The following is a 16,032-nucleotide window of genomic DNA, read 5'->3' as shown; positions in this document are numbered from 1 at the left end:
CGGCTCCGCTGTGCTTCCACAGACGCACTTTCAACCTTACAGCAATGCGTCATTGCGCGGCGCGGTCGATCAGGAACTGCGCGAGCAAGGGCACCGGACGGCCGGTGGCGCCCTTCGCCGCGCCGCTCTTCCAGGCCGTGCCGGCGATGTCCAGATGCGCCCACGGATAGGCATCGGTGAAGCGCGACAGGAAGCACGCCGCCGTCACGCTGCCCGCCGGACGCCCGCCGATGTTGGCCACATCGGCGAAGTTCGACTTGAGCTGATCCTGGTACTCGTCGTCGAGCGGCAGGCGCCAGGCCGGATCGGATGCTTCGCGCGATGCGTCGAGCAACTCGCCCGCCAGCGCGTCGTCTTTCGAAAAGAGGCCGCTGTTGTGATGGCCCAGCGCGATGATGCAGGCGCCCGTCAGCGTGGCGATGTCGATCACCGCCGCCGGCTTGAAGCGCTCGGCGTAGGTGAGCGCGTCGCACAGGATCAGGCGGCCTTCGGCGTCCGTGTTCAGCACTTCGATCGTCAGGCCCTTCATGCTGGTGACGATATCGCCCGGCTTGGTGGCGGTGGCCGACGGCATGTTCTCGACCGCCGGGATGATGCCGACGACGTTGATTTTCAGGCCCATTTCGGCGACGGCGCGCAACGTGCCCAGCACCGAACCGGCGCCGCACATGTCGTACTTCATTTCGTCCATGCCTTCGCCCGGCTTGAGCGAGATGCCGCCCGTGTCGAACGTGACGCCCTTGCCGACCAGCACCACCGGCGCGGCCTTCGCGGCGCCGCCCTGGTACTGCAGCACGATGAACTGCGCCGGCTCGACCGAGCCTGCCGTGACCGACAGGAACGAGCCCATCTTGAGCGCTTCACACTGCTTCTCGCCGAGCACCTCGACCTTCAGCTTCCAGTCCTTGGCGAGCTTCTTCGCGGTGTTGGCGAGGTAGGTGGGCGTGCAGACGTTGCTCGGCAGATTGCCGAGGTCGCGCGTGAGATCCATGCCGTTGGCGAGCGCGGCGCCCTGCTTCGCGGCAAGCTTGGCGGCCTTCTCGTCGCCGGTGTTGACGCTGAAGACGATGCGCTTCAACGCGCGCGCGCCGTTCTCCGGCTTGCTCTTCATCTGCGTGAACTTGTAGGTCAGTTCGCGCAGCGCGAGGATCGCGGCGCGCACGCCCCATTCCGCCGAGCGCTCCTGGATCGGCAACTGCGCGAGCGTGAAGGTGACCTGGACGATCTTGGTGCCGAGCAGCGCGCGCCAGGCGGCCCGCACGGCTTCGCCGTAGGCCTTCTGACTGAACGCGTCCTGTTTGCCGAGACCGACGAGCAGCACGCGCGACGCGCCGATGCCCGACACTTCGTGGAGGAACTGCGTGGTGCCTGCCTTGCCTTCCATGTCGCCCGCCTTGATGATGCGGGTGAGAAGGCCCTTGGTGGCCGCGTCGATTTCCAGCGCTGCGCCCGAGAGCGTCTGCGACTCGAACACGCCGATTACGATGCAATCCGATTTCCCGGTCAGGAAACCGTTTGACGAGCCTTTGGTCCAATCACAGGCTTTTATGCTAAAGTCCATCGCGCTTGTCCTCGGATAAAATCTGGGCTTAGGATGAAAGCCGCAATTATCCGCTATTTTTCCCGCGGCGGCTGCACCGGGGGCGTGATGGGGAGCAACCCGCGCGCCGCCGAGAGCGCCCCCTCTCGTCATCAATAATGATCTTCGAACGCTCCCTCCAGCGCGAACTCGCGTACACGGCTGGTGCCGTGTTCATGGTTCTGCTCACGCTCGTGCTGACGACGATGATGATCCGCATCGTCGGCTTCGCGGCCTCGGGCGAGATCGACCCGCGCGACGTGCTGGTCCTGATCGGCCTGACCGTGATCGGCTATCTGGCGATCATGCTCGTCGCTACCCTGTTCGTGTCGATCCTGTTCGTCCTCACACGCTGGTACAAAGACTCCGAGATGGTCGTATGGCTATCGTCGGGCGTGAGTCTCACGCAATTCATCAAGCCGATCGGCGTCTTTGCCACGCCGATCATCCTCCTCATCATGTTCTTCGTGTTCGTCGGCTGGCCCTGGTCGAACCAGCAGAACAAACTGATCCGCGCGCGCTTCCAGCAGCGCGACGAGGTTTCGCTGCTCGCGCCGGGCCAGTTCCGCGAGTCGGCCAGCAGCCACCGGGTGTTCTTCATCGAGAAGATGTCGCCCGATCAGGGGCATGTCGAGAACGTGTTCGTGACCAGCACCGAGAACGGCAAGGTCAACGTGGTGGTGTCGAAGAACGGCCATACCGAGACGCGCAAGAACGGCGACCGCTTCGTGGTGCTGGAAAACGGCCGCCGCTACGACGGAGAACCGGGGCACCCCGATTTCCGCATCATGGAATTCGAGCGCTATGGCGTGAAGATCCAAAGCCAGCCGGTCGTCAACAAGCCGACCACCACCGGCACGCCCACGCTCACGCTGTTGCGCAATCCGACCCGCGAGAACCTCGCCGAATTCGCATGGCGCGCGGGACTGCCCCTGATCGCGATCAACCTGATGCTGCTAGCGATTCCGCTTGCGCACCAGAATCCGCGACGCAGCCGCACCATCAACCTGGTGATGGCGGTCCTCATCTATCTGACGTATTCGAATCTGTTGAACGTGGTGCAGGCGTGGATCGAGCAAGGCAAGCTGTCGTTCGGGGTTGGGCTCGTGAGCCTGCACGTCGTCGTGGCGGCGATCGTCGCGTTCATTTTCTGGCTGCGCGTGCGCAACCGGCCGCTTTTCACGCGGGCGATGTTCAACCGTTCGCGGGGGAGCTGAGCGATGCGCATCTATGAAAGGTATTTCGCGCGTCAGATCTACCTCACGTTCATCTTCATTCTGTTTGCGTTTTCGGGTCTGTTCTTTTTCTTCGACCTGATCAACGAACTGAATTCCGTCGGCCACGGCAACTACAAGTTCCAGTACGCGGTGCTGCGGGTTGCGCTGCAAACGCCTTCGCGGTTCTACGAAATCATTCCGGTCGCCGCGTTGATCAGCGCGATCTATGTGTTCGCGCAGATGGCGGCGAACTCCGAGTACACGATTTTCCGCGTATCCGGTCTCGCCACCAATCAGGCGCTGCGCTCGCTGCTGAAGATCGGCATTCCGCTCGTGTTCCTCACGTATCTGATCGGCGAAGTGGTCGGCCCGTACACGGATCAATTGTCGGAGCGCGTGCGGCTCGAGGCGATGGGCTCGTCGGTATCGAGCAATTTCGAGTCGGGCGTGTGGGTGAAGGACACGCTCACGGCGCGCTCGGACGGCGAGCAGGTCACGCGTTTCGTGAACGTCGGCGAATTGAAGCCCGACGCCACGATCAGCAACGTGCGCATTTACGAATTCGATTCGAAGTTCCGCTTGTCGAACGTCCGCATGGCCAAGAGCGGCAAGTACCAGCCGCCGGGTCATTGGCAACTGACGGGCGTGACCGATACGCAGTTGATCGACGTAGCGCCGCCCACCGGCACGCCCGCCGATGCGTTGAACCCCGTGTACCGCGCGAAGCAGGTGAGCTTGCCGGAGTATTCGCTGCGTTCGGAATTGACGCCGCAGATTCTGTCGGTGCTGCTGGTGTCGCCGGACCGCATGTCGATGTTCAACCTGTTCCGCTACATCCAGCATTTGACGGAGAATCATCAGGACACGCAGCGGTATGAAATCGCGCTGTGGCGCAAGCTGCTGTATCCGTTCGCCGTGTTCGTGATGCTGGTGTTGTCGCTGCCGTTTGCTTATCTGCATACACGCGCCGGCGTGGTGGGCGTGAAGGTGTTCGGCGGGATTATGCTGGGGATGAGTTTCCAATTGTTCAACACGCTGTTCTCGCATATCGGCACGTTGAATACGTGGCCAGCGGCGTTGACCGCGGCCACTCCGGGGCTCGTGTACCTGGTGCTCGGGTTAGTCGGATTGAAGTGGGTCGATCGCCATTAGGAGCCTTGTCATGGCTACACATGGGATGGTGTTGTTTGCGCATGGCGCGCGCGATGTGCGCTGGCGCGAGCCGTTCGAGCGGCTCGCCGACAAACTGCGGGCCGCGCGGGCATCTCGCGGCGAGGCCGGGCCGGTTTTGTTGGCCTTTCTCGAGTTGATGGAGCCTGATTTGCCGACGGCTGTTGGGGTTCTTGTCGCTGACGGGTGTTCTGTCGTTACCGTTGTGCCGGTTTTTTTTGGGCAAGGTGGGCATGTTCGCCGGGATTTGCCTGCGGTGGTCGAGCGGTGTCGCGGGTTGTTTCCTTCTGCCGAGATTCGGTGTGCTGTCGCCGTTGGCGAGGATGATCTCGTTTTGGATGCTGTGGCTGAGTATTGCCTTCGGCAGGTTTGATTTTTTTGCCTGGTCGGCGGGTTGGGGTGTGGTTTTGTTGTTTTGCTGTTTTGTTGTTTTGGCCTTTGCTTGATTTGTTAGTGGTCTATTAGCGTTGCCCCTGTGCGGGGCAATGCTCTCAACTTAAGCCTCAAAGAGCTTGTAAACGAGGCATTGCCCCTGTAAACTTCATCGCATAACTCACTGATAAATCAACGATATGAACTCAAATACCAGCGTCCTCGCGGCTTCTGGCTGAGTTCTCCGATTTCCTGCTCGATCCGGCGCTCGCGGATCGCGTGCGTCGTTCTCCCACTGCCTTTACCCGCAATCGCACACTGACCTTGCCGCGCATGGCCGCGCTGATGATGTCCGGCATGTGCGCCAGTGTGCAGGCCGAACTTGACGCGCTATTCGGCGCACTGGGAAGCAGCGGCGGGCGCACCCGCGCTGTCAGCGCACAGGCCTTCAGCAAGGCGCGACGGGGAGTGTCTGCCGAACTGTTCGAACTGGCCCGCGCCCGCCTGATCTCGCTGGCCCAACCCCATATCGATTCGATGCGCTGGCACGGCCTGAGGCTGGTCGCCGCTGACGGTAGCCGCCTGCGTGTGGGCACGCGTCGCGGCCATGAACTGCGCGCCGATCACTACGCGTTTGCGCTGTTCCTGCCGGGTTCCGAACTGACCCTGCACGCTGCACTTCATCCCGCCGACGGCGGCGAGCGGCAGATGCTGTTCGAAGCCCTCGATGTACTGCAACCGCATACCGACCTGCTGCTGCTCGATCGCGGCTATATCGGCAACGCGATGGTGGCGGCGCTCGCACAGCGCGAAATCCCGTTCTGCATGCGCGTCGATGCGCGTAACTGGAAATGCGTCAGCGCCTTTACCCGCAGCGGTAAAGCCGAGCATGTGGTGACACTGGAAGCGCCCAGCGAACCGGATGCCCGCGCCTATGAACTGGCGCGTACGCCCACGACTGTGCGCCTGATCCGCGACGTCACGCCGGGCGGTCGCGTGCGTGTGCTGATGACCTCGCTGCTCGATGGCGGGCGTTATCCGGCGGCATCGTTCGGCGCGCTCTATCACCAGCGCTGGCGGGTCGAGGAAGCATTCAAACGACTCAAGCACCGGCTGCGGCTGGAAGCCGTCACAGGCCTCGATTACCTGGCGTTACAGCAGGACTTCGGCGCAAAAATCCTCGCCGACAACCTGTGCACACTGCTCAGCGATCTCGATGCGCCGCACGACGACAGACATGCCAGCCGTCCTAACCGGGTGTATGCACTGGGCGCACTCAAGCCCATCCTCGGCGCGTGTCTTCTGCGCATCCAGCGCTGTCTGGACGGCCTCGCCGGTGTGCTGGAAATGATCCACCAGACCCGATGCCGGATACAGCCCTCACGCTCCTATCCAAGACCACCCAGAAAAGCCAAGCCCCACTTCCATCTCGCGTACAAACTCGCTTGATGCAGCGGGGCTTAAGTTGAGAGCATTGCTGTGCGGGGCGGCACCTGTAGTGGTCCAATGACTCTGGACACCTCTAAAGGGGATAATCTCCAACCGAGGTGAGAAATGAGCAGACGGAACATAACCGACGAATTCAGGGCCGAGGCGGTGCAGCTGGTTGTCGCGCAGGGCTATTCGTTTGCCAGGGCCTGCGAGGCGCTGGGCATTGGCGATACCGCGTTGCGGCGGTGGGTGGCGCAATGGCGGGCCGAGCAGGCTGAGCCTCCGCGCACCGAGGTGCAGCTCAAGGCCGACCAGCGACGTATCCGGGAGCTGGAGGCACGCGTGACCGAGCTCGAAAGGGAGCGCGAGATACTAAAAAAGTCCACGGCCTTCTTCGTCAAGGAACTGGATCGCTCCTCGAGGTGATCCGTTCGCTGAAGAAGGCCTGGCCAGTCAGCGTGATGTGCCGGTTGCTGAAGGTGCCGCGAAGCAGCTACTACACCTTTGCCGCGCGGCGGCCCGCCAGGGCTGCGGCTTCGCCGGCCCTGCTCAGGGCCGTGCGTGAAATTCACAACGAAAGCCGCGGCAGCTATGGCAGCCGCAGGATGGCTCAGGCGTTACAGCACCAGGGCCATGCGATCGGACGCTACCGCGCGCGGTCGTTGATGCGTGAGGCGCAACTGGCTGTGACGCGACGACGAACGCACCGTTACCGCAGGGCTGACGGTGAAGCGCTGGTGGCGCCCAACCTGCTTGAGCGCCGCTTCCAGCCGCCGGCGATCAATCAGGTGTGGGCGGGCGACATTACGTACGTGAGAACGCTTCAGGGCTGGTCCTATCTGGCGATCGTGATGGACCTGTATTCGCGCCGTATCGTCGGCTGGGCGTTCGCGTTGTTGCCGGATACGGTTCTGGTTATCCGGGCCTTGCAAAGGGCGCGCGAGCATCGACGCCCGCCGCCCGGCCTGATGTTCCACTCCGATCAGGGATGCCAGGGCGGATTCAACCGGTCGTCGCAACACCTCCTTAGTTTAAGGTGTTGCGACGACCGGTTGAATCCGCCCAGTACACCAGCGCACATTTCGTGAACGAACTGAAGGCAAACGGCATCATTCAGAGTATGAGCAGAAAGGGAAACTGCTGGGATAACGCGCCGGTTGAACGGTTCTTCAGAAGCCTGAAGAACGAGTGGATCGACGAGAAAGGGTACCCGGATCACGCGCAGGCCGAGCGCGACATCGGGGCCTACATCGACAACTTTTATAACTACAGGCGCATCCATTCGGCGGCAGGCGGTCTGCCACCGGCACGGTGCGAAGCTTCACTTTTTTAAAAATTCGCCTTTGGGGTGTCCAGGTTTGCTTGACCACTACAGTGCCGCCCCGCACAGCAATGCTCTCAACTTAAGCCTCAAAGAGCTTGTAAACGAGGCATTGCCCCTGTAAACTTCATCGCATAACTCACTGATAAATCAACGATATGAACTCAAATACCAGCGTCCTCGCGGCTTCTGGCTGAGTTCTCCGATTTCCTGCTCGATCCGGCGCTCGCGGATCGCGTGCGTCGTTCTCCCACTGCCTTTACCCGCAATCGCACACTGACCTTGCCGCGCATGGCCGCGCTGATGATGTCCGGCATGTGCGCCAGTGTGCAGGCCGAACTTGACGCGCTATTCGGCGCACTGGGAAGCAGCGGCGGGCGCACCCGCGCTGTCAGCGCACAGGCCTTCAGCAAGGCGCGACGGGGAGTGTCTGCCGAACTGTTCGAACTGGCCCGCGCCCGCCTGATCTCGCTGGCCCAACCCCATATCGATTCGATGCGCTGGCACGGCCTGAGGCTGGTCGCCGCTGACGGTAGCCGCCTGCGTGTGGGCACGCGTCGCGGCCATGAACTGCGCGCCGATCACTACGCGTTTGCGCTGTTCCTGCCGGGTTCCGAACTGACCCTGCACGCTGCACTTCATCCCGCCGACGGCGGCGAGCGGCAGATGCTGTTCGAAGCCCTCGATGTACTGCAACCGCATACCGACCTGCTGCTGCTCGATCGCGGCTATATCGGCAACGCGATGGTGGCGGCGCTCGCACAGCGCGAAATCCCGTTCTGCATGCGCGTCGATGCGCGTAACTGGAAATGCGTCAGCGCCTTTACCCGCAGCGGTAAAGCCGAGCATGTGGTGACACTGGAAGCGCCCAGCGAACCGGATGCCCGCGCCTATGAACTGGCGCGTACGCCCACGACTGTGCGCCTGATCCGCGACGTCACGCCGGGCGGTCGCGTGCGTGTGCTGATGACCTCGCTGCTCGATGGCGGGCGTTATCCGGCGGCATCGTTCGGCGCGCTCTATCACCAGCGCTGGCGGGTCGAGGAAGCATTCAAACGACTCAAGCACCGGCTGCGGCTGGAAGCCGTCACAGGCCTCGATTACCTGGCGTTACAGCAGGACTTCGGCGCAAAAATCCTCGCCGACAACCTGTGCACACTGCTCAGCGATCTCGATGCGCCGCACGACGACAGACATGCCAGCCGTCCTAACCGGGTGTATGCACTGGGCGCACTCAAGCCCATCCTCGGCGCGTGTCTTCTGCGCATCCAGCGCTGTCTGGACGGCCTCGCCGGTGTGCTGGAAATGATCCACCAGACCCGATGCCGGATACAGCCCTCACGCTCCTATCCAAGACCACCCAGAAAAGCCAAGCCCCACTTCCATCTCGCGTACAAACTCGCTTGATGCAGCGGGGCTTAAGTTGAGAGCATTGCCCCGCACAGGGGCAACGCCAATAGACCACTAACAAATCAAGTAAAGGCCAACGCGGCACGCAAGCACACAGACAACCAACCCGCCGACCAGGCAAAAAACCACCCCCTACGCAGCAACCAAAATCCCATCCACAAACCGAACAACACCCCGCTGCCGGGCAGCAAACGCCTCCCCGATCATCAACAAACTGGGCTGCGAAGCATCGACCCACCGCTGCGCCTCCCCAGCAGCAAGCGCCTCGAGCGTCAAAGTCAGCGTCCGCTCCCGCTCGGTGCTGCAAGCCTCGACAATCGCCACGGGCGTGGAAACCGGCTTCCCAGCATCAATCAACTGCTGCGCAATCTCAACCCCACTATCCCGGCCCATATAAAACACGAGCGAATCGGCATTCACCTGCTCGCGAATCTCCGCAGACCCCGGCGCCCGGCTAAAAGTAGCCAACGCAACGCTGCGCGACACACCCCGCAGCGTCAGCGACCGCTTCAACGAAGCCGCACTCGCCAGCGCGGCGGTAATCCCAGGCACCACCTCGTACTCGATGCCCGCCGCTTCCAGGGCTCGCATCTCTTCGTCGGCGCGTCCGAACAACATCGGATCGCCGCCCTTCAGACGCACGACAACGTCGTGCTCCAAAGCGGCATCCACGATCTGCTTGTTGATGAACTGCTGCGCCGTCGACAATTGCCCGCAGCGCTTGCCCACCGCAATCCGCCGCGCGTGGGAAGGCGCATAGTCGAGCATCGCCGGCTCGACCAGCGCGTCATGCAGCACGATGTCAGCGGCGCCGAGCAGCCGCGCGCCACGCACCGTAATCAGGTCCGCGGCACCCGGCCCCGCGCCGATCAGATAAACCTTACCCATTTGCATCAACCTGTTCGTTAGGGCGTCCACGGTGCATGGCAACGCGCCATGCGCCTGTTACGCCGAAAACGCACGGATCATCCCGGCCGCGACCGTGTGATGCGTCGCTTCGTCGATCAGCACGAATGCGCCCGTGCCCTGATGCGTGTCGTACACGTCGCACACCAGCGGTTTTTGCAACGTCAGCGCGACGCGGCCGATGTCGTTCATCGCCAGTTCCTTGCGGTCGGTCGCCTGCGACAGCGTATGCACGTCGAGCACTTCCTTGATCGCGCCGATGCGCGCGAACACCGTATTGGTGGTCTGCTTCAACAGATACTTGCGCTGCGTCGACAGCGGCGTGTCGTCGAACCAGCACAGGTCGGCTTCCAGCTTCTTCGCCGGCTCGGGCGCGGCTTCGCGCAGCACGAAGGTATCGCCGCGCGACACGTCGACGTCCTCGGCCAGACGGATCGTCACCGTTTGACCGGCAAACGCGCGGTCCACTTGAGCGGTTCCGCCCACCACCGGCGCAATGATCTCGGCCACCGTGGCTTCACGGTTCGCCGGCAGCACGACGATGGTATCGCCGACCTTCACTTCGCCCGCTTCGACACGGCCCATGTAGCCGCGGAAATCGTCGGCCTGGCTGCCGTCCTGACGCGCGACCCATTGCACCGGGAAACGCAGCGCCTGGCCCGTCGGAATCTCGACCGGCAACGCCTCGAGCAAGTCCAGCAGCGGTTCGCCCGCATACCACGGCATGCTCTCGCTCGCCGTCACGATGTTGTCGCCCTTGAGCGCCGACACCGGCACGAAGCGCACGTCGTTCAGACCCAGTTGACGCGCGAGTTCGACATACGCGTCGCGAATCTCGTTGAAGCGCGTCTCGCTGTAGTCGACCAGATCCATCTTGTTGATCGCGACGATCGCATGCTGCAAGCCGAGCAGCTTGACGAGCGCGCTATGGCGCTTGGTTTGCGGCAGCAACTGCGCCACGCCGTCGACGAAGGTCACGCGCGTCGCGTCGACCAGGATGATCGCCGCGTGCGCGGTCGATGCGCCCGTCACCATGTTGCGCGTGTACTGCTCGTGGCCCGGCGTATCGGCGATGATGAACTTGCGCTTCGCAGTGGCGAAGTAACGGTACGCGACGTCGATCGTGATGCCCTGCTCGCGTTCGGCTTCGAGGCCGTCGGTCAGCAGCGACAGATCGATTTCGTCGCCGACGGTACGCTTGTTCTTCGCGCGCGACAGCGCCGAGAGCTGGTCGCTCAAGACAGCCTTGCTGTCGTACAGCAGGCGCCCGATCAACGTGCTCTTGCCGTCGTCGACGCTGCCCGCGGTGATGAAACGCAGCACGCCGAGGTCTTCTGGTTGATGAATACCGCTCATGATTGCCTTATCCTCGTGTGCTTAGAAATAACCTTGCTTCTTACGCTGTTCCATCGCGGCTTCGGAAACCTGATCGTCCATCCGCGTCGCGCCGCGTTCCGTGATTTCGGTCACGGCCGTTTCGGCGATGATCTTCTCGAGATCGTCGGCATCGCTTTCCACCGGGCACGTGCAGCTAATGTCGCCGACGGTACGAAAACGCACCAGCGCGGTTTCGCTGGTCTCGCCCTCACGCATCGGCGTGAGCGGCGTGACCGGCACGAGCAAGCCGTTGCGGCGCACGATCTCGCGCTGATGCGCGTAATAGATCGACGGCAATTCGAGCTGTTCGCGAGCGATGTACTGCCACACATCGAGTTCGGTCCAGTTCGAGATCGGGAACACGCGCAGGTGTTCGCCGTTGTGCAGGCGCGCGTTGTAGAGGCTCCACAATTCCGGGCGCTGCGCCTTCGGGTCCCATTGGCCGAATTCGTCGCGGAACGAGAAGATCCGCTCTTTCGCACGGGCCTTTTCCTCGTCGCGGCGCGCGCCGCCGATCAGCGCGGTATAGCCGTGCTGTTCGATGGTTTCGAGCAGCGTGACGGCTTGCGCGGCGTTGCGCGAATCCGTTTCGCGGCGCAGACGCACCGTGCCGCGCTTGATCGAATCCTCGACGTGACCCACCACCAGTTCCGCGCCGATCTCCGCCGCGCGACGATCGCGGAAGTCGATCACTTCGTCGTAGTTGTGACCAGTGTCGATATGCACGAGCGGGAACGGCAGCACGGTCTTGCGATTCGCGCCGATGCCGAAGGCCTTCAGCGCGAGGTGCAGCACCACGACCGAATCCTTGCCGCCCGAGAACAGCAGCGCGGGCTTGCTGCATTCGGCGACCAGTTCGCGCAGGATGTGAATCGACTCGGCTTCGAGCCAATCGAGGTGATCCATCCGGTTCGCCGTATTGGCAAGCGGAGCGTTGATAGTGGAATCGAGCGTGCTGCTCATGTTTGGGTCCTTCGTTGATTCGCTTGACCGAGCGGTTGCTCGCCTAAGCGGAAGTATTCAAATCGGTATCTGCGGCGTCCAAACCCAAAACCCGGGCCTGGAGCGCCTGAATGCTTTATGCCGAAGCGTTCTCGCTGCTGCCAACGGGAATCGGCGTGATCGTCGTGATGTGCAGTCCGCATTCCTTCGTGTCGCGCGACTCCCACCACCAGCGCCCTGCCCGGCTGTCCTCGCCGGGACGGATCGCACGCGTGCAAGGCTCGCAACCGATGCTCGGATAACCGCGCGCATGCAGCGGATTGACCGGCACGTCGAACGCTTTCAGATAAGCCCACACGTCGGCTTCCGTCCAGTCCGTCAACGGATTGAACTTGGCGATATTGCGCGCCGCGTCGTGCTCTTCCTCGTGCAACTCCGCACGCGTCACCGACTGCTCGCGACGCTGGCCCGTCACCCATGCGCTGACGTCCGACAGCGCGCGGTTCAGCGGCTCGACCTTGCGGATTTCACAGCAGCGCTTGCGCAGGTCGACGCTTTCGTAAAACGCGTTCAGACCGTGCGAGTTCACGTATTCCTCGACCGCGGCGGCTTGCGGATGAAACTGTTCGATCTCGTAGCCATAGCGCTCTTTCACGCGATCGAGCATGCCAAGCGTTTCCGCATGCAAACGGCCCGTGTTCAGCGAGAAGATGCCGATCTTCACGCCACGCGACAGAATCGCGTGCGTGAGCAGCATGTCCTCGGCGGCGAGGCTGCTGGCGAGCTTCACGTTCGCGTGGCGCACGGCGATCGAATCGAGCAGCGCATCGAGGCGCTCGACCTTCGCGGCGAGTTCCGGCGTGAGCGATTGCGCGGTGCTCATGCCGGGACCTTTTGCGTAGCGGCGGCGGCCGACGCATCGGCGCCACGGCGGCGAAACAGCGGCGACGGGTTGTCGACCGCGCCCTGGTACTGCACGCTGAATTCGTCGAATGCCTTCAACGCGTCGTCGAGGTCCTTGTCCGCGCGCAGCGCATACGCATCGAAGCCGCAGCGGAACATGAACGTGAGCTGATCGCGCAGCACGTCGCCGATCGCGCGCAACTCGCCCTTGTAGCCATGACGTTCGCGCAACAGGCGGCCGATGCTGTAGCCGCGGCCATCGCGGAACACCGGGAAGTCCACGCCGATCAGCGCGATCTTGTCGAAGTCGCCGGCGATGTCCGCCGGTTCGCTGTCCGGCGCGAGCCACACGCCGATTTCAGCCGCGCCGCGCGAAGCGCTCAGCGCGTCGCGCTCCGCCTGCCACAACGCGAGCGGCACCAGCACCTTGCCGGCGGGCAATGCGTTCACCGCCGGCAGCGTGCCGTCTTCAGCGGCGCGCACCACCGTCCAGTCATCGTTGACGATTGCGCGGTTCTTGATGATAGAAGCCATCTGTTCAGTATCCTTTGCGCGGTTACGCGTGAGCCGGTTGACGCGACGCGTACACGCGTTCCTTGAACGGGGTGATGCCGATGCGGTTGTACGTTTCGATGAAGCGCTCGCCTTCGTGGCGGTTCTCGACGAACGTATCGATCACCTTGCTCATCACGTCCGGCATTTCTTCCGCCGAGAACGACGGGCCGATCACGCGGCCGAGGTGCGCGCCGGTGGCGCCCGTGCCCTGCTCGCCGCCGAGCGTCACCTGATACCACTCCGAGCCGTCCTTATCGACGCCCAGAATGCCGATGTTGCCGACGTGGTGGTGACCGCAAGCGTTGATGCAGCCCGAGATATTCAGCGAGACGTCGCCCAGGTCGTACACGTAGTCGAGATCGTTGAAACGTTCCTGGATCGCCAGCGCGATCGGAATCGACTTCGCGTTCGCGAGCGAGCAGAAATCGCCGCCGGGGCACGCGATGATGTCGGTCAGCAAGCCGATGTTCGGCGTCGCGAAACCTTGCGCCTTGGCTTTTTCCCACAGCGCGAACAGGTCGCGCTTCTTCACGTTCGCGAGAATCAGGTTCTGTTCGTGCGACACGCGGATTTCGCCGAACGAATATTCGTCGGCCCAATCGGCGACCGCTTCCATTTGCGTGTCGGTGGCGTCGCCCGGAGCGATCGTGGTCGGCTTGAGCGACAGCGTCACCGACGCATACCCCTCGACCTTGTGCGGACGCACGTTGCGCTCCACCCAACGCGCGAACGCACGGTTTTCCAGCAGGTGTTTTTCGAACGACGCGTCGGTGTCCGGCAGCTTTTCGTAGACGGGCGGCTGGAAGTATTGCGACACGCGGTCCACTTCCGCTTGCGTGAGCGTGGAAGGACCGTCCTTCAGGTGTTGCCATTCTTCCTCGACCTGCGCCGAGAATTTTTCCGGCGACAGCGCCTTCACGAGAATCTTGATGCGCGCCTTGTACATGTTGTCGCGGCGGCCATAGCGGTTGTACACGCGCAGCACGGCTTCGCAGTACGTCAGCAGATGCTGCCAGGGCAAATCGCGGCGGATGATCGCGCCGACGATCGGCGTGCGGCCCAGGCCGCCGCCGGCCAGAATGTCGGCCACCAGTTCGCCCTGCGCGTTTTTCCTCAGATACACGCCGAGATCGTGAACCTGCACGGCGGCGCGGTCTTCCCGCGAACCCGAGACGGCGATCTTGAACTTGCGCGGCAACCACGCGAACTCGGGATGGAACGTCGACCATTGGCGCAGGATTTCCGCCCACGGACGCGGATCGACCACTTCGTCCGGTGCGACGCCGGCGAACTGATCCGCCGTGATGTTGCGAATGCAGTTGCCCGAGGTCTGAATGCCGTGCATCTGCACCGCGGCGAGCTTGCGCAGGATTTCCGGCGTTTCCTCGAGCTTGATCCAGTTGTACTGGATGTTCGAGCGCGTCGAGAAATGGCCGTAGCCGCGGTCGTGTTCACGCGCGATCTGGGCCAGCACGCGCATCTGGTCGCTGCGCAGATTGCCGTATGGAATCGCGATGCGGTGCATGTAGGCGTGGCGCTGATAGTACAGGCCGTTCTGCAGACGCAGCGGACGAAACTCCTCTTCGCTCAATTCGCCCGACAAGCGGCGGCGAACCTGATCGGCGTACTGCGCGACCCGTTCATCGACGATGGTCTGGTCGTACTGATCGTATTGGTACATTCGGGGACCCCAATATTTTTGCGTGACACACGACGGTCCGGTTCCGCCGCGTCCTGAATTTCCGTTTGTCAGCAAGCGAGCGTCAGGGTTTAGACCCATCTCTCATTTGCTTATAACAAATACAGATATCCATATTGAAAAAGATGGACAGATCGTAATAAACTCGCCTTATATTTCAAACGACTAAAAAATTCTTTTGATATGCGGAGGGGTTATATGAACCTGCATCAATTCCGCTTCGTCCGCGAGGCTGTGCGGCAGAACTTCAATCTGACCGAAGCGGCCAAGGCACTGTATACAAGCCAGCCCGGCGTCTCCAAGGCGATCATCGAGCTGGAAGACGAACTGGGCGTGGAAATCTTCACCCGCCACGGCAAGCGCGTGCGCTCGCTCACCGAGCCGGGGCGCATTATCCTGCAGTCGGTCGAGAAAATCCTGCAGGAAGTCGAGAGCCTCAAGCGGGTCGGTAAGGATTACGCGGCGCAGGACCAGGGCAACCTCGTGATCGCCGCCACCCACACCCAGGCGCGCTACTCGCTTCCGGCCGCCATCGCCGAATTCAAGAAGCGCTTCCCCAAGGTTCATCTTTCAATTCTGCAAGGCAGCCCCACCCAGGTGGCCGAGATGGTGATTCACGACCAGGCCGACCTCGCGATCGCCACCGAGGCCGTCGCCAACTATAAGGAACTGGTCTCGCTGCCCTGCTTCCAGTGGCACCACGTCGCCGTGATGCAGCCGGATCATCCGCTGCTCGACCGCAAACTTTTGTCGCTGGATGATCTGACCCAGTATCCGCTGATTACGTATGACAACGCGTTCGCGGGCCGCACCAAGATCAACGAAGCGTTCCGTCTGCGCGCGCTGCACCCCGACATCGTGCTGGAAGCCATCGACGCCGACGTGATCAAGACCTACGTGGAACTGGGTCTGGGCGTCGGCATCATGGCGGATATCGCCTTCAACGCCGAGCGCGACCGCCATTTGCGCGCGATGCCGGTCGGCCACCTGTTCGGCAGCAACGTCACGCGGGTCGCGCTGAAACAGGGCGCGTATCTGCGCAGCTATGTGTATACGCTCGTCGAACTGTTGTCGCCGAGCATGAACCGCAAGCTGATCGAACAGGCGCTAAAAGGCGAACACGAAACCTACGAACTTTGACCTCGCACGC

At 62.3% G+C, this 16,032-nt stretch carries 13 protein-coding genes and 1 pseudogene; 7 read left to right on the top strand and 7 right to left on the bottom strand.

What is annotated here, in order from left to right; translation table 11 throughout:
• Positions 1-49: 49 nt before the first annotated feature.
• Positions 50-1,561: a leucyl aminopeptidase gene (locus tag ACOCG7_RS15995; RefSeq protein ID WP_114162001.1), complete on the bottom strand. Its 1,512-nt coding sequence runs from the start codon at positions 1,559-1,561 to the stop codon at positions 50-52.
• A gap of 137 nt (positions 1,562-1,698) precedes the next feature.
• Here ACOCG7_RS15995 and lptF point away from each other — a divergent pair, with 137 nt between their 5' ends.
• The 6 genes and pseudogenes from lptF (at position 1,699) to ACOCG7_RS15965 (ending at position 8,497) form a co-directional block, all read left to right on the top strand.
• Positions 1,699-2,796, top strand: coding sequence for an LPS export ABC transporter permease LptF (gene lptF / locus ACOCG7_RS15990; protein WP_114162000.1), 1,098 nt, complete (start codon positions 1,699-1,701; stop codon positions 2,794-2,796).
• 3 nt (positions 2,797-2,799) lie between these two features.
• Positions 2,800-3,948, top strand: a complete 1,149-nt coding sequence (gene lptG, locus ACOCG7_RS15985) for an LPS export ABC transporter permease LptG (RefSeq protein ID WP_073431947.1) — start codon at positions 2,800-2,802, stop codon at positions 3,946-3,948.
• 10 nt (positions 3,949-3,958) lie between these two features.
• Positions 3,959-4,339 (top strand): sirohydrochlorin chelatase, encoded by a 381-nt coding sequence (locus ACOCG7_RS15980; protein ID WP_073431946.1) that lies wholly within the window; start codon positions 3,959-3,961, stop codon positions 4,337-4,339.
• Positions 4,340-4,548: 209 nt separating this feature from the next.
• Complete coding sequence (locus ACOCG7_RS15975; protein ID WP_342346033.1) at positions 4,549-5,787, top strand: IS4 family transposase; 1,239 nt, start codon at positions 4,549-4,551, stop codon at positions 5,785-5,787.
• A 105-nt stretch (positions 5,788-5,892) separates the two neighbouring features.
• Positions 5,893-7,102, top strand: a pseudogene (locus ACOCG7_RS15970) (IS3 family transposase).
• Positions 7,103-7,258: 156 nt separating this feature from the next.
• Positions 7,259-8,497 carry an IS4 family transposase gene (locus ACOCG7_RS15965; protein ID WP_342346033.1) on the top strand — a complete coding sequence of 413 codons (1,239 nt, stop codon included), beginning with the start codon at positions 7,259-7,261 and terminating at the stop codon, positions 8,495-8,497.
• Between the two features lie 135 nt (positions 8,498-8,632).
• On the opposite strand, the gene cobA is transcribed toward ACOCG7_RS15965, so the two are convergent.
• The 6 genes from cobA to ACOCG7_RS15935 all read right to left on the bottom strand — a co-directional run bounded on the left by cobA (position 8,633) and on the right by ACOCG7_RS15935 (position 14,864).
• Positions 8,633-9,388 (bottom strand): uroporphyrinogen-III C-methyltransferase, encoded by a 756-nt coding sequence (gene cobA, locus ACOCG7_RS15960; protein ID WP_073431713.1) that lies wholly within the window; start codon positions 9,386-9,388, stop codon positions 8,633-8,635.
• A gap of 57 nt (positions 9,389-9,445) precedes the next feature.
• Positions 9,446-10,762 (bottom strand): sulfate adenylyltransferase subunit 1, encoded by a 1,317-nt coding sequence (locus ACOCG7_RS15955; protein WP_073431709.1) that lies wholly within the window; start codon positions 10,760-10,762, stop codon positions 9,446-9,448.
• Positions 10,763-10,783: 21 nt separating this feature from the next.
• A complete protein-coding gene (gene cysD, locus ACOCG7_RS15950) occupies positions 10,784-11,746 on the bottom strand; it encodes a sulfate adenylyltransferase subunit CysD (RefSeq protein WP_073431708.1) in 963 nt (320 codons plus the stop codon).
• 115 nt (positions 11,747-11,861) lie between these two features.
• Positions 11,862-12,608, bottom strand: coding sequence for a phosphoadenylyl-sulfate reductase (locus tag ACOCG7_RS15945; protein ID WP_114161998.1), 747 nt, complete (start codon positions 12,606-12,608; stop codon positions 11,862-11,864).
• Complete coding sequence (locus tag ACOCG7_RS15940) at positions 12,605-13,162, bottom strand: DUF934 domain-containing protein (protein WP_073431706.1); 558 nt, start codon at positions 13,160-13,162, stop codon at positions 12,605-12,607. Before ACOCG7_RS15940 ends, ACOCG7_RS15945 begins: the two co-directional genes overlap by 4 nt.
• Positions 13,163-13,184: 22 nt before the next feature.
• Positions 13,185-14,864, bottom strand: a complete 1,680-nt coding sequence (locus tag ACOCG7_RS15935; protein ID WP_073431705.1) for a nitrite/sulfite reductase — start codon at positions 14,862-14,864, stop codon at positions 13,185-13,187.
• A 216-nt stretch (positions 14,865-15,080) separates the two neighbouring features.
• Between ACOCG7_RS15935 and ACOCG7_RS15930 the strand changes: the two genes are divergently transcribed.
• Positions 15,081-16,022, top strand: coding sequence for a CysB family HTH-type transcriptional regulator (locus ACOCG7_RS15930; RefSeq protein ID WP_073431704.1), 942 nt, complete (start codon positions 15,081-15,083; stop codon positions 16,020-16,022).
• Positions 16,023-16,032 lie beyond the last annotated feature (10 nt).

The organism is Paraburkholderia sp. DD10, assembly GCF_049177125.1.
Taxonomy (GTDB): Bacteria; Pseudomonadota; Gammaproteobacteria; order Burkholderiales; family Burkholderiaceae; genus Paraburkholderia; species Paraburkholderia terricola.
The sequence above is the reverse complement of the archived record's forward strand: the minus strand, read 5'-3'. Positions and strand labels throughout refer to the sequence as shown.